Source organism: Proteiniclasticum ruminis DSM 24773 (assembly GCF_000701905.1).
Lineage (GTDB): Bacteria > Bacillota > Clostridia > Clostridiales > Clostridiaceae > Proteiniclasticum > Proteiniclasticum ruminis.
Map to the genome: position 1 here is coordinate 97,541 of NZ_JNKC01000009.1, position 20,758 is coordinate 118,298.

Annotated in this window: 19 protein-coding genes and 1 pseudogene; all 20 read left to right on the forward strand. The window is 41.7% G+C overall.

Translation table 11 applies throughout. From position 1 onward, the window contains the following. Window positions 1-13: 13 nt before the first annotated feature. Entirely contained in the window at window positions 14-1,534 is a 1,521-nt protein-coding gene (gene murJ, locus T487_RS0111105) for a murein biosynthesis integral membrane protein MurJ (protein WP_031577200.1), read from the forward strand. Between the two features lie 122 nt (window positions 1,535-1,656). After that, window positions 1,657-2,445: a LicD family protein gene (locus T487_RS0111110; RefSeq protein WP_031577202.1), complete on the forward strand. Its 789-nt coding sequence runs from the start codon at window positions 1,657-1,659 to the stop codon at window positions 2,443-2,445. A 244-nt stretch (window positions 2,446-2,689) separates the two neighbouring features. Beyond that, window positions 2,690-4,441 (forward strand): phosphotransferase, encoded by a 1,752-nt coding sequence (locus T487_RS0111120; RefSeq protein WP_031577203.1) that lies wholly within the window; start codon window positions 2,690-2,692, stop codon window positions 4,439-4,441. After that, complete coding sequence (locus tag T487_RS0111125) at window positions 4,434-5,309, forward strand: NTP transferase domain-containing protein (protein ID WP_031577204.1); 876 nt, start codon at window positions 4,434-4,436, stop codon at window positions 5,307-5,309. Before T487_RS0111120 ends, T487_RS0111125 begins: the two co-directional genes overlap by 8 nt. A 4-nt stretch (window positions 5,310-5,313) precedes the next feature. Next, entirely contained in the window at window positions 5,314-6,198 is an 885-nt protein-coding gene (locus tag T487_RS0111130; protein ID WP_162178251.1) for a phosphotransferase, read from the forward strand. A gap of 14 nt (window positions 6,199-6,212) precedes the next feature. Continuing rightward, window positions 6,213-7,175 carry a DMT family transporter gene (locus T487_RS0111135; RefSeq protein WP_031577206.1) on the forward strand — a complete coding sequence of 321 codons (963 nt, stop codon included), beginning with the start codon at window positions 6,213-6,215 and terminating at the stop codon, window positions 7,173-7,175. Window positions 7,176-7,631: 456 nt separating this feature from the next. After that, complete coding sequence (locus T487_RS0111140; RefSeq protein WP_031577207.1) at window positions 7,632-7,994, forward strand: hypothetical protein; 363 nt, start codon at window positions 7,632-7,634, stop codon at window positions 7,992-7,994. Continuing rightward, entirely contained in the window at window positions 7,978-9,552 is a 1,575-nt protein-coding gene (locus tag T487_RS0111145) for an LTA synthase family protein (protein ID WP_051651683.1), read from the forward strand. Before T487_RS0111140 ends, T487_RS0111145 begins: the two co-directional genes overlap by 17 nt. A 733-nt stretch (window positions 9,553-10,285) precedes the next feature. After that, window positions 10,286-10,519: a hypothetical protein gene (locus T487_RS0111150; protein ID WP_031577209.1), complete on the forward strand. Its 234-nt coding sequence runs from the start codon at window positions 10,286-10,288 to the stop codon at window positions 10,517-10,519. A 31-nt stretch (window positions 10,520-10,550) separates the two neighbouring features. Then, window positions 10,551-11,492, forward strand: coding sequence for a DUF7507 domain-containing protein (locus T487_RS0111155; protein WP_031577210.1), 942 nt, complete (start codon window positions 10,551-10,553; stop codon window positions 11,490-11,492). Next, complete coding sequence (locus T487_RS0111160) at window positions 11,464-12,075, forward strand: DUF11 domain-containing protein (RefSeq protein ID WP_278245037.1); 612 nt, start codon at window positions 11,464-11,466, stop codon at window positions 12,073-12,075. Before T487_RS0111155 ends, T487_RS0111160 begins: the two co-directional genes overlap by 29 nt. Before the next feature lie 30 nt (window positions 12,076-12,105). Next, a complete protein-coding gene (locus T487_RS0111165; protein ID WP_031577212.1) occupies window positions 12,106-12,435 on the forward strand; it encodes an LPXTG cell wall anchor domain-containing protein in 330 nt (109 codons plus the stop codon). Between the two features lie 734 nt (window positions 12,436-13,169). After that, window positions 13,170-13,856, forward strand: a complete 687-nt coding sequence (locus T487_RS0111175; RefSeq protein WP_031577214.1) for a YveK family protein — start codon at window positions 13,170-13,172, stop codon at window positions 13,854-13,856. A 29-nt stretch (window positions 13,857-13,885) separates the two neighbouring features. After that, window positions 13,886-15,754 (forward strand): polysaccharide biosynthesis protein, encoded by a 1,869-nt coding sequence (locus tag T487_RS0111180; RefSeq protein WP_162178252.1) that lies wholly within the window; start codon window positions 13,886-13,888, stop codon window positions 15,752-15,754. A gap of 50 nt (window positions 15,755-15,804) precedes the next feature. Next, window positions 15,805-16,062 (forward strand): prepilin-type N-terminal cleavage/methylation domain-containing protein, encoded by a 258-nt coding sequence (locus T487_RS0111185; RefSeq protein ID WP_031577216.1) that lies wholly within the window; start codon window positions 15,805-15,807, stop codon window positions 16,060-16,062. Between the two features lie 500 nt (window positions 16,063-16,562). After that, a complete protein-coding gene (locus T487_RS0111190; RefSeq protein WP_031577217.1) occupies window positions 16,563-17,297 on the forward strand; it encodes an SMODS-associated NUDIX domain-containing protein in 735 nt (244 codons plus the stop codon). An 18-nt stretch (window positions 17,298-17,315) separates the two neighbouring features. Then, complete coding sequence (locus tag T487_RS0111195; RefSeq protein WP_031577218.1) at window positions 17,316-18,851, forward strand: nucleotidyltransferase; 1,536 nt, start codon at window positions 17,316-17,318, stop codon at window positions 18,849-18,851. Between the two features lie 46 nt (window positions 18,852-18,897). Then, a complete protein-coding gene (locus T487_RS0111200; RefSeq protein WP_031577219.1) occupies window positions 18,898-20,019 on the forward strand; it encodes a DegT/DnrJ/EryC1/StrS family aminotransferase in 1,122 nt (373 codons plus the stop codon). 20 nt (window positions 20,020-20,039) lie between these two features. Beyond that, entirely contained in the window at window positions 20,040-20,588 is a 549-nt protein-coding gene (locus tag T487_RS0111205; RefSeq protein WP_081827632.1) for a sugar transferase, read from the forward strand. Next, window positions 20,584-20,655: pseudogene (locus T487_RS16475) on the forward strand (IS200/IS605 family transposase); the annotation flags it as partial. The gene T487_RS0111205 and the pseudogene T487_RS16475, both read left to right, overlap by 5 nt. Window positions 20,656-20,758 lie beyond the last annotated feature (103 nt).

Sequence of the window (20,758 nt, forward strand, 5' to 3'; positions counted from 1 at the left end):
GAGGATAGAACAGATGAAAAAAAACATTGCCATCATTATTCTGATCACGCTCTTTACAAAAGCCCTGGGGTTTGTAAGAGAGATTGTGCTTACGTACTTTTTCGGGGCAACAGCCATATCTGATGTGTATCTCATTGCCCAGACCATTCCCACGACGCTGTTTGCTTTAGTGGGCACGGGACTTGCTACTACATTTATTCCCATCTTCAGTAAAGTGGAAACGGAAGAGGGGGAAGAAAGTGCTTTGCGCTTTTCGTCCAATGTGATGAATCTTGTACTGGTCATCTGCAGCGTGCTCATTCTGATTGTACTGATTTTTACCCCGCAAGTGGTGAAAGTCTTTGCTAGAGGTTTTAGAGGGGAGACCCTTTCTCTGGCAGTTACCTTTACAAGAATCAGTATTTTCGGGATTTATTTCACGTCTTTGGTGTATATTCTGAATGCATATCTTCAGCTGAAAGACGAGTTTATCATCCCAGCACTCATCAGCTTGCCCATGAATCTTGTACTGATTATGTTTTATGCGGCTGCAAGCAGGTTTGGGAACATTCTTCTGGGCTATGGCTTATTCTTTTCCATTCTGATTCAGTTTGTCTTTATTCTGCCATCTGTCATGAAGAATAGGTTCAAGTATTATGCACTACTAAGCCATAAAAACCGTTATGTCAGAGAAATGCTGATTTTGGCTGTGCCAGTCATCATCGGTACCTCGGTGAACCAGCTGAATGTTCTTGTGGATAAAAATATTGCATCCACCATCATTGAAGGCGGCATCTCTGCGCTGAACTATGCAGACCGGCTCAGTGGACTGGTCTATGGACTCTTTGTCATCCCCATCATCACTGTGATTTTTCCCACCATTTCTAAAATGGTGGTGGAGCATAATGAGGAAGGAATGAATAAAGTCGTCAATGAGTCTCTGGTCTCCATGGGGCTTCTCATTATTCCTGCTTCCGTTGGCGCCATGGTTCTTGCAAGACCTATCGTAGAATTTCTGTTTTTACGAGGTGAGTTTGATGTACAGGCAGCAGTACTGACCTCCCAGGCACTCTTTTACTATGCCATCAGTATGCTGGCCTATGGGGTAAGAGATGTCTTTACGAGGGTCTTTTATGCTAGTAACGATACAAAGACACCAACCATCAATGGCGTCGTTGGTGTGGTGACAAATATCGTTTTGAATCTCATTTTATCCAGATTCATGGGGATTGCAGGTTTGGCGCTGGCCACAAGTATTTCTGCCATATTCACAGCGGTGCTTTTATACAGAAGTCTCAAAAAGAAATCCATGGAACTCTCCTTTAAATCAAGTCTTATGAAAATGATTAAAATTACTGGGGCGGCTCTGCTCATGGGTGCTTTGGCGAAATTCTCTTACCCTGTATTCCTGTCTAAAGCTGGAAGCAGTCTAGGGCTGATCTTCTCCATCGTGGTGGCAGGTGCCCTATACCTTCTTCTGATCTGGCTCTTTAAAATTGAAGAGGTGGAGAAATTGAAGGATATCGTGAAAAACAAGCTGAAAAATAGAAAATAGAAAATAGAAAATGAAAATAGAAGATTGAAACCTATAATCATGTGTTTTCCACCTGGTCAATAAGAAGGAAAACGCTAGTAATATAAGGAACCTGCAGCAGCGCTGGCAAGAAGGAGACAAGGATGAAGACAATCGATCATAGTCGCTTAAAGGAGATTCAGGTGGAAATCCTGGATTGTGTAGATGAGTTTTGCAAGAAAGAGGGATTGGGGTATTTTCTAGGGTATGGGACACTCATTGGTGCCGTGAGACACGAAGGATATATTCCTTGGGATGATGATATAGATCTTGTGATGAAAAGGGAAGAGTATGAAAAGTTCATCGAAAGGTTCAATCGTTCCCAGTCTCTTTATCAGGTGTATACCTGCCATAACACCAAGTGGTTTCCATTTCCCTATGCCAAGGTGGCAAAAACGGACACGGTGCTCATGGAAGAAAATGACAATATGACAGAAGAAATTGGTGTGAACATCGACCTTTTTCCCTTAGATTATCTGCCACAAGATCTCAAAGTGCAGAAAAAGATGAAGATGCTCTATCAATACCTGATGCTGAAATCCATCAGGATTCATGAAAAGCGATCTTTTGTAAAAAATCTGATTCTTAGAGTGGGAAAGATTCTTTTAAAAAGCAAGAGCGCCCACAGCATTGCCTTGCAAATGGACAGGCTAGCCAAGGAAGCACCAAAAGTGGAAGACCGGATGGGCAACCTTGTGTTTACAGACAATAGCACAGATTGTGCCTCTTCATCAGCCTTTGCCAGCAGTCTACTAGGAAAGTTTGAAGGAAAGACCTATCCTATTCCTGAAGGATATGATGAGTGGCTCCAAAACAATTATGGGGAGTATATGCAGCTTCCGAAAGAGGAAAACAGAATCAGTCATCATCAGTTCATCGCTTACGAGAAATAGGGGAGACTAAAAAAAGAAAGAGGACAGTGCCCATGGAGATGGTTGCGCTGTCCTCTTTCTACTTTGATCATCTTCATCTGGAATCAGATGGGTTCATGCTCTCCGAGGGCGACATTTGGAAAAGTCATGGAAAAAGGGAAGGATTGTGAAATTATTTTCCTTTGTAACCAGATCGTTATTGATTCGTCTTATACATCCCTGTATACTACTCTTTGTGTTCACTAAAATGAATTTGGAGGCGCTGATGAACTATTACGAGCATCTTATTATAAAGACCATCTTATCAGATGGGTATAAAAGCCAGAGACAGCTGGCATCTGAAACAAGACTGTCCTTGGGACTTGTGAATAAAACATTGAATAAACTGATTGCGGAAGGAATCCTTACGAAAGACATGAAAGTCAGGCCATCCGATGCAGATGAAGTGAGGTGTTTCACGCCTGAAAGAGCGGTGATTCTTGCTGCAGGGTATGGCCTTCGGATGGTGCCTATTGGCAGTGAAGTGCCTAAAGCGCTTCTGAAAGTGCGTGGGGAAGTGCTCATTGAGCGTCAGATCCGCCAGCTTCAGGAAAAAGGGATTGAAGAAATCTATGTGGTTGTGGGGTATCTGAAGGAAATGTTTGAGTACCTCATAGATGAGTTTCATGTGCATCTTTTGTACAATAAAGATTACGATAAGAAGAACAACCTTTTCTCACTGGGGCTTGCGAAGGACAAGATCAGAAACGCCTACATCATCCCAGGAGATGTGTACACCATAACCAATCCTTTTAGCCAGAAAGAAACCTATTCCTGGTATATGCTGGGAGAGGAGGAAGAAGGTTCGGGATTCCGTGTAAGCCGTTCTGGCACTGTGAAGCGGGTTCCATTGGATCAAAAAGGAAATCGGGTCCTTGGCATCAGTTATCTCACAGAAGAGAAAGGCAAGCTTTTGGCAGACTGCATGGAAGATCTCATGAAAGAGGACGACTGGGCCCATTCTTTCTGGGAGGAAGCGCTGTTTCAGAAGAAAATGGGCGGCATCTTCCCAAAGTTTGTCCGAAAAGAGGAAGCCGTAGAGATTACAACTTATATGGATTTGAAGAGCCTGGATGCGGAGTCTGACCATCTGAACTCTAAAGTGCTGCAGTATATTGCTGAGGTTTTTCATGCGTCTATAGAAGAAATCCAAGAAATCTCTCTCATGAAGAAAGGGATGACGAACAGGTCCTTCTTATTTGAACTGCGAGGGGGGCGATATATCATGCGTCTTCCTGGTGAAGGGACTGAGCACCTCATCAATAGAACTGGTGAATATCACACCTATAAAGCAATAAAGGGTGAAGGCATCTCCGATCAGGTGGTGGCTATTTGTCCGGAGAAAGGCTATAAGATCACGAAGTACTGGCAGGACACCAGGGAGTGTGATCCACAGAACCTCCAGGAGGTATCTTCGTGTATGAAGTATCTGAGAGCATTCCATGAGAAGAAGCTTACAGTGCCGCACACCTTTGATCTCTTTAAAAGCATCGACTATTATGAAAGTCTCTGGACCAGAGAAACACTGTTTGGGGACTACGGGAAGGTCAAGGAAAAGGTCACGGCTCTGAAGCTTTTCATTGAGAAAGAAAGAGGGGATTTCGTTCTAACTCATATTGACGCGGTGCCTGATAATTTTCTTTTCACGGAAGAGGGCATCCGCCTCATTGACTGGGAATACGCGGGGATGCAGGATCCTCATGTGGATCTGGCTATGTTTGCTATTTATGCATTGTATGACGAACAGGAGTTTGATCATCTCATGGAGGCGTATTTCAAGACAAAGCCCGACAGAAAGACCAGGATGAAGCTTTATGCGTATGTAGCTGTCTGTGGCCTCTTATGGAGCAACTGGTGTGAATATAAAAGAATGCTTGGTGTTGAGTTTGGGGAGTACTCCCTAAGGCAGTACCGCTACGCCAAAGAATACAGCAAAATTGTACTGGACTATATGGAAAAGGATTGGGAAAATGAGTAGAAAAGAAAATGCGATTATACTGGCGGCGGGATTCTCTTCCCGATTTGCGCCTTTATCTTATGAAAAACCCAAAGCACTCTTGGAGGTGAAAGGAGAGGTGCTCATCGAGCGCCAGATTCGGCAGCTCATAGAAGCAGGGATACAGGATATTACCTTGGTGGTGGGGTATAAAAAGGAGATGTTCCAGTACCTTGAAAAGAAATTCCAGGTGCAGATTGTGGAAAATAGAGAGTATGCAGTAAAAAACAATCTTTCGTCCATGTATGCGGTGAAAGACCGGCTTAGGGATACATATATCTGCTCTGCAGATAATTATTTCACCTCCAACGTTTTTTGTGAGGAGCCGATGGAAGCCTATTATTCTGCAGAATATGCCAAGGGCAGTACGGAAGAGTGGTGCATGGAAGAAGACGGGGATGGATTCATTTCAGGTGTCACCATTGGTGGGAGCGATGCCTGGTATATGATCGGACATGCTTTTTTTACGGAGGATTTTTCCAAGAGATTTATCCCGATCCTGGAAGAAACCTATGCAATGCCTGGAAGTGAAACGATGCTGTGGGAGCATATGTATCTCAAGCATCTTCAGAAGCTGAAGATGAAGATCAAGAAGTTTCCTCAGGGCATCATCAAGGAGTTTGACTCCCTTTCTGAGCTGAAAGATTTTGACAAGAGCTATGCGCTGGATTCACGTTCTTCCATCTTAAAAGATATTTCTCGCAGGCTTCTTTGTGAAGAAGCTGAGATTGACGTGATAAGCCCAGTATCCGTTCAAGGGATGGCTCATGGATTTATCTTTAAAGCAAATGAGAAGAAGTATGAGTACAGCTATGAGAATCATGAAATAAGGGGTGTGGACAATGAATGACGATATGAAGAAAAAAGTTCAGGAACTGATGAAGGAAAAGCTAAATATTGATTTGGATGGTTCTTCGGTTGTGAGGCTTGGAGGTCTCACAAACTTCAATTACAAGGTGGACACCCCGGTAGGATCCTATGTGGTGAGGCTTCCAGGAGTTGGTACGGAAGAACTCATCAGCCGCTATGAAGAATCCTTGTCCACAAGACTTGCCAATGACATTGGCATTGATGCGGAAAACCAGTGGTTTGATGAGAAGACTGGCATGAAGATCACAAGATACATTGAGGATGCAGTGACCATGAACCCAGAGCTCATAAAAACACCTCAGTATATGAGAGAGACTGCGGAGCTTTTCCATAAGCTGCATCATTCTGGAAAAACCATTCCTGTGATTTTTGATGTCTTTGAGAAAATTGTGGAGTATGAGAATCTTCTAAAGGCGGAAGAAGAAAACTATTTTTGGGATGATTATGCAAAGATCAAAGAAGAGGTCTATGGCTTGGAACATCTTTATAAGTCTTATGGGGTGTATCCAGTCATGTGCCATAATGATCCATTGTGTGAAAATTTTGTGCGGGGCAGGGATCGGATGTACCTTGTGGACTGGGAGTACGCTGGCATGAATGATCCGATGTGGGATATCGCAGATGTGTTTATTGAAGGTAACTTCTCTGAAGAAGAGGAGAAATTATTCCAATCCTTCTATTTTCAAGGGGCTATGACGGAGGAGGAAGGCAAGAGAATTCTCATGAACAAAATCTTTCTGGACTTCCTATGGAGTCTATGGGGCAAGCAGAGAACAGCCTGTGGAGAGGACCTTCATGCCTATGCCGATGAACGTTATGAAAGAGCAAAAAAAAATCTGGCTAAACTGACAGCACTCATAGCTGTGTAGGAAAGGTGTAAAGTATGTTTGAAGGTTTGTCTGCAGGTCTCTTATGGGGGCTTGATACGGTTATTTTAGGAATTGCATTGTCTCGTGCGCCTTTTCTCACAACAGAACAGGCGATATTTCTCTCTCCTTTTGTCAGCACCTTTGTTCATGATTTCTTTTCCAGTGTGTGGATGCTCATTCTCATGGGAGTGAAAAAAGAGTACCGTAATGTTCTTCGGGTACTTAGATCCAGAAGTGGTAAATTTATTGTTCTTGCGGCACTTATGGGAGGACCCTTAGGGATGACGGGGTATGTACTGTCCATCAAGTATATTGGTGCAGCCTATACGGCCATCATTTCGTCTCTCTTTCCTGCGGTGGGTGCTCTCTTTTCGTATCTGTTTCTAAAAGAGAAGATGAAGCCCTACCAGCTGGTGGGCCTTTTTGTCAGCATTGGCGGAGTCATTGCTCTGGGGTACACACCTGGAGGCAGTGAGATTGAAAATGCGCTTCTTGGATTCTTCTTTGCGTTTCTCTGTGTCATTGGCTGGGCGGTGGAGGCTGTGATCATCGCCTATGGACTGAAGGATCCTGATATCTCCGATGAACACGCTCTGCAGATCAGGCAGCTTACGTCTACTCTGTTTTATGCCTTCATCATTCTACCGGTGCTTGGAGGATGGGGATTGAGTATGGAGGTCTTTAGAGGAAGTACGGTCTTCCTGATTCTTCTTTCCGCTTTCTTTGGTACTGCTTCCTATCTGTTCTACTATAAGGCCATCCATAAGATTGGTGCTTCCAAAGCCATGGCGCTGAATATTACTTACTGTGCCTGGGCCATTGTCTTCGGGTTTTTCATCCTTCAAGAGACAGTGGGGTGGCTGGATATTGTCTTCGCGGCCGTGATTGTTTTTGGTTCTATTCTTGCGGCATCTGATTTAAGAGACCTTGTTTCTGGCAGCCGAAAAGAGCTGAAAGAAGAGAAAAAGAAGGCTTAGTTGTATGGAGCTGTTTGGGATCTTTTCTCAAATGAACATATAATGAAAATGCATGAATAAATTATCATCATCATAATAGAAATAATATAAAGCCGATCCCCTGAGACATCTGACAAGACAGATGCCATGGGGATTGGCTTTTTTAGTTTAACACGCTGATTATCGAAAAAAGAGAGAGTAAGAGGGCTTGGATAATGAGGAGATGCTTTGATCGTAGAAACTAAGGCTGTTGGAACACTTTTGTTATCTGTAATTTGACATAGATCAGGATCGTTTAGCGAGATTTGACGAAGGGGAATGGATTAAGTTTTTCAGGTGATTCAGGTTTGGGTTATGCAGTTATGTATAATTATGAAGCAAATTGACAATAGTGTCTTGGATTGATACAATTATCCTATTTGTGGAAAGTTCTTTAGGTGTTATTTCTGAAAGAGGCTCTACTATGGGGGGATACAGATGGATTTTTTGTTTTTGATACTACCGGGTATTTTATCTTTTATCATCATACATGAGGATGTATCCATTCAAAAGAAACCCGCTTTTCATGAGATGCTGAAGCTGCTCAAGAATCTGATACTTCTCATTTATTTCAACGTTATTGTTTCTGTTTCGATTTACAAAATAGCATTCAGTTTGCCAGCGCCTTTTATTGAAGGTCGACTTCATCCTTCGATAGTTTCTGTAAAAGGCCTTCTTATTTTCAGTATTGTTTCGATTCTTATTGGAAAAGGTTGGCAGATGCTGAAGAAAAAAGTTCAGATTGTTATTACCGTAGAAAAAAATCAGGTAAAGGAGAGCAGTATTGAAAAAAATAGTTAAGACCATAGTGCATAAACGGTACTCCATCCTGGTGCTCATTTCTTTATTTCTGTCCTATGGACTCTACCGGCTGGTAGAGTGGACCAGTCGGAATTTTGCGGACTTGACCATGGACCAGGTGATTTTTCATATTTTAGTGCCACTGGAAGGTGCAGACACGAGCTTCATGACTTCAGTGTTCAAAGAGGTGCTGACACCGGCATTTCTGGTTGTGCTAGTGGCTGGTGTCTTGCTGTTCATCCACAGTGAGATTTCTGTGACAACTTACGTGAATCTGCATTTCAAAGAAAGTGGCAAACACTATAAGATTCCGCTATGGTCTAAAAAGATTTATACAAGGCTTCTGGTGCTTTCTTGTATATTTCTTCTGATTTTCACCTTTGACTCAGCAAATAAGAGCTTTGCGCTGCAGAGCTATATATCAGACCAGTTGAACAGTTCTAGTTTTATTGAAGACCACTATGTGGATCCGGTGGGGAAACTCACGTTTCCGGAGGAGAAGAGAAATCTCATCTACATTTTCCTGGAGTCTATGGAATTTACTTATACTTCAGAAGAGAATCAAGGTGCATTCAAAGATGACTATATTCCAGAGCTTCTGGAGATTGCCAAAGAAAATTACAGTTTCTCCAACACCAGCGGATATGGTGGGTATAAGGACGCCTTCGGGACCAGCTGGACCATGGCAGCCATGTTCTCCCATTCCACAGGACTTCCTTTAAAACTACCAATTCAGGGAAATACCATGTCGGAGTATGGTGTATTCTTACCAGGAGCGATATCTATAGGGGATATTCTGAAGGAGCATGGATATAGCAACAACCTACTCATCGGTTCCGATGCGACCTTTGGTGGGCGAAGAAATTTCTATCTGCAGCATGGAGACTATGATATTGTGGACTACAAGAGAGCCCTGGAAGAGGGGATGATTCCGGATGGGTATAGTGTATGGTGGGGCTATGAGGATGAAAAGCTCTTTGGTTTTGCCAAAGAGAAGCTTCTTGAACTGAGTGAAAAAGAAGAGCCCTTTAACCTGACAATGCTTACGGCGGATACCCATCATGAAGATGGATATATGGGTGAGACAACAGAGGATAAGTTCGAAGAGCAGTATGCCAATGTCATTGCAAACTCCTCCAAACAGGTTGATGATTTTTTATCCTGGATAAAGCAGCAAGATTTTTATGAGAATACCACAGTGGTGATTGTGGGGGATCATGGCACCATGGATGTGGATTTCCTGGATGATATTGATTCATACTATGAAAGAACCATGTATAATGTGTTTGTGAATCCGGCTAAGACAGCGGATACGGAAATTTTAAAGAATCGTGAGTTCACTGCCTTTGATTTGTTTCCGTCTACGTTATCCAGTTTGGGGGTAGAGATTGAGGGTAATAAGTTGGGACTTGGTGTAGATCTATTCTCGGGGGAAAAAACTCTTTTGGAGGAATACGGGATTCAGATGAACACGGAACTTTCTCGAAAGTCTTTATACTATACTTCCCGGTTTATTGGTGGAATAGGTGCTGATCCCTATCAGGTTCCTGACAACTAACAAACAGAAACCAACTGGAATCAAGCGGAGTATTGTTTGCGGAGCCATAGTTTAAATAATGAGCTAGATAGCACATATAACACTATATTTAGTAGGATAATGAAACATGAAGGCGACTTACCGGATGGGGAAGTCGCTTTTGTTTAGTATTTATCGTAATACCTGGATAAAACAACCTGAACAATCTCTTTAGAGAAAGAAGAGCTGTAAGAAAAACCTTACCGATGCCGGAGTAGTCAGAAATAAACACCATAGCCGTGTTAGAAGTAGAACAAAAGAACACTATTTATGGTAATAAAGCCAGTTGAGCCGTCCGGTAGATATTGTGATTCATAGCATTAGCGCTGCTTTTAACTTAGATACGTAGAAATGTTTATCATTGGAGTGATATGATGGCTCAGATAAAAGTTCCGCAGAAACTTAAGGCATAGTACCGGGGTGCAGAAAAAAGTGGGAAATCTTGAAAAATGAAAGATAAAATGAAAGAGAGCAAATAATAAATATCAAAAAAGGTTAATGAAAAAGGGTAAATGAGAAAGGTCAAATGAGAAGTCGAATGAAAAAGATAAAATAGAAAAAGAAAGAAAAAGAGCTGCTTTCAGAGAACTGGCGGTAGACACGCCAGCACAAAAGAGGAAATTGTTTATCTGACTTATGAAGTCCTGGAAACGGGAGAAACGAACTTATCTGCAGCAGGAGAAGAGCCCATACTTCTTGAAAGAATTCCAGCACCTTGCCTGGAAAGGATCTGGAAGCTTACTACGCGGGAGATCACTGGAGCCGAGAGGTTTCAGATTACAGCGCGGTGAAGGCGGTGAAGATTGTCCTGACAGAAGGTGTTCTTAAGACAGGTCAAAAAGTGAGCTTCTATGTGCCCTATGAAGTGCCTCTGGATGATGGGCTTAAAACCGGTATGATGGCCACAAACTCCTTTATGGGTACGGTGAACACAAAGAATTTCTTTTAAACCAACGCCGTGTCCACGGCGCTGTACCGCTATGAGGTGGAATGGCTACATATTCAAAGAGGAAGACGGCGATAGAGTTTTTCAGGATGAGGAAGGTGTGTTTTCCGGCTATGAGGTGGAGCTCACCGATGAAAAGGGGAATCCTGTTTTAGATCTTCATGGAACACCGATAAAGGCTCTCACCGATGAGAAGGGGTATTATCATCTGGATGTCTTAAGAGAAGGCACCTACAAGATTCGGGTGAAGACGCCAGAAGGCTATGAAATCACTACCCTTAAAGAGGAGGAGAATCTAAGGTCTCATCTGGAGCCGGAAGGCACTACCAAAGCCTTCACCTTAAACCGGGAAAACCTCAAGGTGCCTAAAAATGCGGGATTCTTAGGAGTTCTTTCTGACATGGCCTTTACCAAGACCTTGAAAGAAGGGGAGCTGGTGCTGGGAAATACCCTTTTATACAGCTTTTCTATAAAAAACACTAGGACAGTTTCTCTTCATAATATAAAAATCACCGATACCTTGGATGGAATCAGTGATCTAAAAAACTATAAAGCAGATGGGGAGCCTGTGGATGCTCTGGAAGGCCTTGTGCTTTCTCCAGGAAGTACCCTCACTGCGGAGGCTTCTTATGAGGTGACCCAAAAGGATGTGGACCGGGGCTTTATTCTGAACCATGCTGAGGCTGCAGCCTTTGACAAGGAGGGGGAGGAGCTGAAAAAAGAGGCAAAGGTCCGGGTGGAAGGAGAGCTTCTACCGGAAATTACTTTGACCAAAACCTCTGAGGAGTCTTCTTACAAGGAGACAGAAGAGGTGATTCACTTCACTCTCATTGCAGAGAATACGGGCAATGTGACCTTGTATGGGGTGGAGATTGAAGATCTTCTCCCGGATCTTTATGATGTGTCCTTTGTCATAAGAAATAAGGAAGGGGAGACCATAGCGTCTCCTGCCATCAAAAGGATCAGGAACCTCTAGTCTCTCCTTCCAAAAGACCGTGGACAAGAAAGAGCTACGGGCAGGGGATCTACTCACCTATACCTTTACTTTACAGAACACTGGAGATCAAACCCTTCAGGATCTTAAGATCACAGATGCTCTTCCAAAGGTTTCGGAGCTTTTTGGAATGGAAGTTAATGGACAAGCGGTGGAAAAACTAAGAAGTCTTTCCCTTCTTCCGGGAGAGGTGCTCACAGCAAAGGCAACCTACAGGGTGACACAGGAAGATGTGGATGCCGGAATTCTAGTGAATGAAGCGGTAGCTACAGCGCTAAACCCCCAAGGGGAAAAGCTGGAAGCAAAGGATACTGCGGTGTTAACGGGTAATGAGGTGCCATACCTCTCTATATCAAAGACATCGGACAAAACAAAGTTCAGCCATCTTGGGGAAGAGATCCGCTTCACGGTAGAGGCGAAGAACCAAGGAGCCGTCACATTAAATAAGGTGCTGCTGACAGATCTCTTGCCACATCTTTATGATGTGAAGTTGTCCCTTCTGACGAAAGGCGGGGAAGTACTTACAAAGGATATAAAAAATGGAGAAGTAACCCTTCTGTCTTGAGAGTCTCTTCGTCTTACGGCGGTCTACCGTGTGACGGAGGCGGATCTTCAGGCGCAGGAGCTTGAAAACAACGCAGAAGTCTCTGGAGAAGATCCAAAAGGAGTAAAGCTTTTTGCCTCTGCCAAGGTGACTCTGAAAAAGGAAAAGACAGAAACAGTGAAGCCGGAGGAACCTGAATCGCCTAAAGAACCGGAGATTTCTTCGGAAGAGGATGTTACTGCTCTGCCATCCACTGGTTCCGCCAAAGAGTACTGGCCTCTTCTGGGACTCCTTCTATTTCTTGGCGGTGGAGGATATTTTGGAACTCTACTTCTAAAGTCTGAGAAAAGGAAAAGGGAAAGAAGAGGAGCCAGGCTATGATAGAGCAGTACACTAGAAGAGAATGGTACTAAAATAGAGGGTTGCATCGCCAGATGTGCCTTTGTACGCTTAAAACCTTAGATGGTGCCACTACTTCATGTAGATAAATGACAGATAAAGAAAGATAAAGAAAGATGATAATAAGGCAAAAGGACAGTAGAAGGAAAATGATGCGTAAAGACAAATGATATCCAGCATACAAAGGAAGTAGACGACAGAAGCAGACGACAGAAGCAGATGGCAGAATAGACTGCAAAAAACACTATAGGAAAAAGATCACTAGAAAACCTCTGGAAGGTTCCGTCATGGAGAACCCTTCTGGAGGTTTTTTCACGTGAAAGTTCCTGTGCTCTGTTTTTATGCATGCGTAGAAATATTATTTTTTTGTTTTATTCGCATGATAGATGTAGGAATTGACAAAAGCAAAAAAACTAGAGCACTATTGGTGAAGGATTGTCGAATATTTGTGATACTGCAATTTCGCGAGGAGTTTTGTCTGATGGAAGTTGTATTCTATTATAAAATCTAAAAATAGATCACGAGAATCCACTTGCCTTCGCGGTATCTACGGAATTCACTGGTTACAATAAAGTAACAATTAAAGTTTTAAGGTGCAGCTTGCGAACTATGTAATATAAAAACTGCAATGAGCATGGCAAATTATGCTATAATTAATATTCGAGAAATGTAGTTAGTATTTTGAATTTTAGATCGTAGAGGAGCAATAGCAGTATATGAATGAAGAAACCATAGACCTGAGTAAATTATGGCAGATGATTAGAAAGAAGATGGGACTCATTATCGTGTTAACGGTCCTTGTGACCATGCTGGCTGGTATTGTCACCTTCTTCTTCATCGAACCGGAGTATAGAAGTACTGTTTCTGTATTTATCAGTGATGAGAGAGACGGAAACTCTGTGTCTGAAACCATCAATGACATCAACATGTACCAGAAGCTGGTGGACACCTATGCAGAGATTGCCAAGTCCAGAACTGTTTCTGAAGATGTCATTAAGAACCTGGACCTTACTCTCACCGTAGGGCAGTTCCAGGGAATGATCAGTACCTCTCCAAAAGGAAACACACAGTTTCTGAATTTAAGTGTTACGTCCACAGACAGAGAGCTTGCTTATAAAGTGGCCAATCAGATGGCAAGAAGCCTCAAGGTAGTGTCGAGAGAACTAAGAGGCACGGACATTGTGCAGATCCTTGATCCTGCCAATGTGCCTGGGGGACCTTCGTCCCCGAATCTTCAGATGAATCTGGCCATTGGATTTGTCCTGGGCCTCATGCTGTCTGTATTCTTAGTATTCCTTATGGAGTTCATGGATAAGACCGTGAAGGATCCAGACTTTATCACAAATGAACTGAACCTGCCACTTCTTGCAGCCATTCCTTTTTCTGAGGATATGCAAGGTTAATCTAGACTACTGATGGAGATGAAATGACAATGATGCTATTGAAATACAGAAAATATAAAAGAATCTTCATCCTCATGGCGGATGTTCTTCTCATCTTCTTTTCCTTTGTCATGGCCAATATGCTGCTTCATGAATTTCGTGTGCCTCTGATTGATCAGGGCACCTTTTCATTTTATGGGATAGTGATTCCACTTTCATATGTTCTTATATTTCATGCCTTTGGTCTCTATCAGAGTCTCTGGACCGTGGCGGGGTATTATGACTACCGTAATGTGGTCATGGCCAATGTCATTTCAGGGCTTGTGGTGAACCTTCTCGCTGTTCTTCTTTATAATGGTCTTGTTTCTATCTCGGTGATCATCATGGGATCCATCGTGGCTCTGACGGGGACCTTGGCGGTGAGAATGTACTTCAGAATCTATAGAAGACTTCTCCTGGAGAAACTACCTAAAAAGGGTGGTGTGCACCCAGGTCTGAAGAAGGTTCTCATCATTGGCGCGGGTCAGGCGGCAGCCATGATCATCAAGGAGATCAGAAACCATCGGGAGCTACTTATGGAAGTGGTGGGCCTGGTGGATGATTCTGAGTTCAAGCAAGGGGCAAGAATCGCAGGCTTTAAGGTTCTTGGCAGGGCCAAGGAGATTCCTGCACTTGTGGAAGAATTAGAAGTAGATGAAATCCTCTTTGCCATTCCAAGTCTTTCCCATGAGGACCGAAGACGTGTACTGGACATTGCAAAGACCACCAAGGCCAGGCTGAAGACTCTTCCTGGGATCTATGAGATGGTGGATAAGGGAATCAACATTTCCTCCATCCGTGATGTGGAGATTTCTGATCTTCTGGGCAGAAAAGAGATCAAGCTGAATAACGACAAGATTTCTCAGTACATCAAAGGAAAGACCGTGATGGTTACAGGAGGCGGAGGTTCCATCGGCAGTGAGCTCTGTAGACAGATCGCAGCCCTTCAGCCGAAGAAACTCATCATCCTGGACATCTATGAGAACAATGCCTACGAGATTGAAAATGAGCTGAAGAGAAAGTATCCGGAGATGCATCTTCTGACCCTCATTGCGTCTGTAAGAGATCAGAAGAAGATTGACAGGATTTTTAAAGCGGAGAAACCGGAGACGGTGTTCCATGCGGCGGCACATAAGCATGTGCCGCTCATGGAGACCAGCCCAGAAGAAGCCATTAAGAACAATGTCTTTGGTACGCTGAATGTGGCTTTGGCGGCGAGAAACTTTGGGGCAGAGAAGTTCATTCTTATTTCTACGGATAAGGCAGTGAATCCCACGAACATCATGGGCGCTTCCAAGAGGCTTTGTGAGATGATTGTGCAGACCCTGGACGCAGATGCGGAAAAGACGGAGTTTGTGGCAGTGCGGTTTGGAAATGTTCTCGGATCCAATGGTTCTGTGATTCCTCTATTTAAGGAGCAGATTAAGAACGGCGGCCCTGTGACCTTAACCCATAAGGATATTGTGAGATACTTCATGACCATTCCGGAAGCGGTGCAGCTGGTCCTTCAGGCTGGGTCTTACGCCCAGGGAGGAGAGATCTTTGTGCTGGATATGGGAGACCCTGTGAGGATCTATGATCTGGCGGAAAATCTCATTCGTCTTTCCGGGTATGAACCTCATGAGGACATTGAGATTAAAGTGACGGGTCTTCGTCCCGGGGAGAAGCTTTATGAGGAGCTTCTCATGGCAGAGGAAGGACTGGAGAAGACTCCAAATGAACTCATCTATATTGGAAGGCCCAACGGTTTTGACAAGGAGACGCTGAAAGAGACACTGATGATGCTGAAGGAGAAGATCCATGATGACGACGTGTCTTCAAAGATGGTGAAGGAGCTTGTAGGTTCTATTGTGAAGACCTATACACCGGATTTGAGGTAAGGCTATTTTTAGCACAGGGTATGCTCATGTTTGATTACAGGAGTGGTTTTGTGAAGAAGAAGTATCTGATGAAGAAACTAGGAAAATCCAAGAACAAACGCTCAAGGAGTGAAAAGGGATGTACGCTCCTTGAGCTCCTTGCGGTCATGGGGCTCCTTGCGATTCTTCTTGCCTTGGCTTCTCTTAAGGGGACTGATATCTTGGTAAATGCAAGAGAACGTGATTGTCAGTATCATCGGACACAGCTTATTAAAGAATATGAGAGTCATCTTGTAGCAACTGGAAAAAGCACAACGAAACACTATTAGCAGGATTTATACTGAAAGAGGGAGAAAATATCAGCCCTGGTCATGGTACAATAAGTATTGTGGCTCAAAGATTGCTTTGTAGTGTGCATGACATAGGTGAAGACGAAGATGATGTTCCGTATTTACTGAAGTGATTGGATTTTTTGCGCGACGTGAGTATCTTAAAAGAACGAAACCACAATATGTAGTGGGTCAAAAATATTTGACTACCATATGTTGCATAAATTACATTCTTTTACCATAACCGCGTCGACGTGAGTATGGTGAAAGGATAAAGAAGTTGTAAGTCAGTAATATCAAGGGTTTCAGCACAGCAGACAAATGTACTAATGTTACAGAAGCATTACACGTCTAAGCATCCAATCAAAGCATAGAATTATGCAAGATATAGCACCTGAAAACAATCAAAATACTACATATAGAGAAGAAAATTAAGATGCTAAATATATAAAAGCACCTCTATACAATACATAGACCTAAATCAAGAAAGGAGTTCTGTTATGAGTAGTAATCTAATTGCATTCTTATTGTCTGTTGTTGCAGGACTTATATCCGGTTGGTTATTCTGGATTTTCAGATATATTTTAGAGAATAGAAAGCATTTATCTGTTGCTGTAAGAGCAATGCTATTATGGAAAACAGAAATCCGAGTAAGTATTTCATATTTATTTCAAATCAAAATTAATGGAAAGTACTTATTGGTAAAAGGAAATAGAATTGATCAATATCAGCCTGTCGGTGGCGTATTTAAAATGTTGCCGAGTTTCAAAGATATAAAACGCAACTATGAAATAACAGATGATGATCATTTACCTATAGACGAAACAAGTAAGGACGACTTAAGAATTAGAGTACAAGGGAAAAATCTAGTGAAACTTTTTAACTGGTTTTACACAAGAAAAAATCGTGAAGTTGGTGTACATAGAGAATTCTATGAAGAGATGATAATGACAGAAATATTAGAAGTTAATTCATTGAGAAGTTTTACTCCTGAGTATTGTAAAACTGTGAATACCAATATTCACTTTTCGAAACACTTCAAATGTAAAGAAGTTTTGTTTTATGAAATATACGATTTAGAATTAACCAATCAAGAGGAAGAACGGATTGTTAAATATTGTGAATCTAATCCCGAAAAAGCTATTCTAGCAACTCAAGATGATATCAGTAAAGAATGTATTGATTTAAATGGATCATCAAAGAAAACTGGTGAACATGCTAAACATATTCTGTAAGTAAAGGATGTAATATAGATGCTTTTATTCTCTCAAATTGATGATTTTTACGAACAACTATATAAAGAACTAGACATCCCTGAGAACTATTACGAGAAGGCCAATACAAGCTACACTTCTTTTAATAGCTGGTTAGATCGGGATGAATCGTCATTGAGAGAATACGAACCGGAGATTTATTTACAAGGGTCTTTCAAGCTAGGAACCGTAATAAAGCCAGTAGGTGAAAATGATAGCTACGACATAGATATGGTTTGTAAGTTCAATAACTTATCCAAACAGACAATAAGTCAGAAAGACTTAAAGACTTTACTGGGCAAAGAAGTGAAATCCTATGCTAAAAGTAAAAACATGATCAATGAACCTAAAAATGGTAAGCGATGCTGGACACTGAATTATCATGATGAAGCGAAGTTTCACATGGATGTTTTACCGTGTGTAGATGACTCTAAAAAATTCATTGATCAGCTTGAAATATTTAAGTATGCAGAAACTACTAGTTATAAAGAGAGAGCAGTTGCAATAACAGATAAAAGGTCTGAAGGATATGAAACAATATCTAATGACTGGGAGATTAGTAATCCACAAGGTTATTTCTTATGGTTTCAAGAACAATCAAATTTCATTGAAAAGCGAGCAATGTTAGCTGAACAGTTTCAAATGAAAGCTGAGGAGCTGAAAGGGTACAAAGTTAAAACACCACTTCAAAAAACGATACAAATATTAAAAAGACATAGAGATATAATGTTTGAAAATAATCCGGACCAAAAACCATCTTCGATAATAATTTCTACACTAGCTGCAAAAGCGTACAACGGTGGAGATAATTTGAGGGATGTATTGAAGTTCGTTTTACATAATATGGCTAAGTATATTGAAGTAGTTGATGGTGAGTACAAAATACTTAATCCTGTCAATCCACTTGAAAATTTTGCTGATAAATGGAATGAAAAGCAAACTCTAAAAAATCATTTTGATAACTGGTTGAAAGAAGCTAAAAAAGGATTAACCCCATATAACGAAACTATTGATATTTATGGTGATGCTCTGCAAAAGACTGCATCTGAACAGTTGGGAGTTAATGAGAAAAGAGCATTTGATGTAGGAAAAACAAATGAAATTGAGAGTAAGCTCATAACATTTGCAGAATCAATCCATCATCACCAAAAGCCAAAATGGACTATGTTAAATGTCAAAGAAGTTAATATAAAGGCTCTTAAGTCTAAAAAGGCTTTTAGATTCAAGTCATTTGCCAGTGGCGATATTTTGCCTAAGAACGCTACGCTAAGATTTGAAGCTCAATCTGAAAACATAAAACAATATGATGTTTATTGGCAAATTACAAATACAGGCAATGAGGCTCAAAACAGTAACTGTTTAAGAGGTGACTTCTATGACGGACAAATTATTGAAGGCAAGAAAGTTCGAGAAGAATCTACGTTGTACAGTGGTACTCACATAGTCGAATGCTACTTAGTAAAAGAAAATATTTGCTATGGGAAAAGTAAGCCTTTTGTTGTTAACATTACTGATAGATTTATGCTGGAATGGTGAACTTGAGAAAATACATAGACTTTAGATAAGGAAGGATGACGGTAAAATGGCTGAGAATAAAAAAATATGGCTAGCTTCACCACATATGAGCGATGAAGGCTATGAAATGGAATATGTACAAGAAGCATTCGATTCAAATTGGGTAGCACCACTTGGACCGAACGTGAATGAGTTTGAGAAAGAGCTAGCAGCTAAAGTTGGTTCAAAACATGCAGCAGCTATGACATCAGGTACTGGCGCAATTCATCTAGCTCTTAAAGCTGCTGCTGTTGGTGAAGGAGATATTGTATTCTGTCCAACCCTTACTTTCTCAGCTACAGCCAATCCGATCATCTATCAGAATGCAACTCCTGTTTTTATCGACAGTGATTATGAAACGTGGAATATGGATCCAAAAGTATTAGAGGCAGCCTTCGAGAAGTATGGTGATAAGGTGAAGGCTGTTTTAGTTGTGCACTTATATGGGCTATCAGCTGATATGGATAAGATCATGGAGATCTGTAACAAGTATGATGTGACAGTTATTGAAGATGCAGCTGAGTCTTTAGGTGCTTATTATAAAGGAAAACATACGGGAACCTTTGGTGAGTTTGGAGTGTTCTCGTTTAATGGAAATAAGATCATCACAACATCTGGTGGTGGAATGCTTGTTTCTGATGATGAAGAGAAGATTAAGAAAGTTAGATTCTGGTCTACTCAATCTAGAGATGCAGCAAGGCACTACCAGCATAGCGAATTAGGGTTCAATTATCGCATGAGCAATGTCGTTGCTGGGATAGGTAGAGGGCAGCTTAAAGTATTAGACCAAAGAGTAGCTAAGAAGAAATATATCTTTGAATTTTATAAGAGAGAGCTTGGGCAGTTAGAAGGTGTAAAATTCATGCCAATCAATGACTGGAATGAGCCTAACTATTGGTTAAGTGTGATGACTTTGAAAGGTAAGGTTAGACCTTTAGATGTGATGGTTAAGTTAGAAGAAGAAAATATAGAATCGAGACCGGTGTGGAAGCCGATGCATATGCAACCGTTCTTTGCTAAGTATGATTATGTTGGTGGCGATGTATCTGAGAAGCTGTTTGAGAATGGGGTCTGCTTGCCATCTGATACGAAGATGACGGATGAAGATTTAAATAGGATATGTTCAATTATAAAGGGACTTTGGTCTTAATGAGAAGTAGGTGGGAATAGATGCAGAGTGGAGTTAAAGAAGAAGTAAAGCCGAGCATAAATGGCTCAAATAATAAAGGTATATACAGAAGATTTCTAAAAAGACCAATGGACTTCATTTTGTCTTTGATTGCAATTATAGTTTTAAGTCCTGTACTTATAATCGTTGGTGTATTAGTAAGAGTTAAGCTGGGTAGTCCAGTGCTGTTTAAGCAAAAAAGGCCTGGACTTAATGAGAAAATATTTACTATGTATAAGTTCAGAACTATGTCGGATGAGAAGGACGAGAATGGCGAGCTGCTTCCAGACAGTGTTAGATTAACAAAGTTTGGTAGGATTCTAAGGTCTACAAGTTTAGATGAACTGCCTGAACTATTCAATATCCTTAAAGGTGACATGAGTATTGTGGGGCCAAGGCCGTTAGCAGTGCAGTATTTACAGGAATTGCGCCAGAAAGCCCATACTGAGCTTGCCTGGCTTCAGCCGTGGGATGAATGGCGCTTGCGTGGCAAAACATATTGCAGTTTGAATCTCATACCGATACAATGTGTTTATGAGCTAAACATATAGAAGAACTCAAACAACTGTATCGCTAATCAATTATCATTTTGTATTCTGCCCTAGATACCGCAGGAAACGTATCGAGCGAAACCATAAGGCGGTATGTCGAAGAACAAAAAACGAGGGGGTGAAACTGTGCAAATAACTGTAAAAGCCAAGATGCTTCCAACATCAGAGCA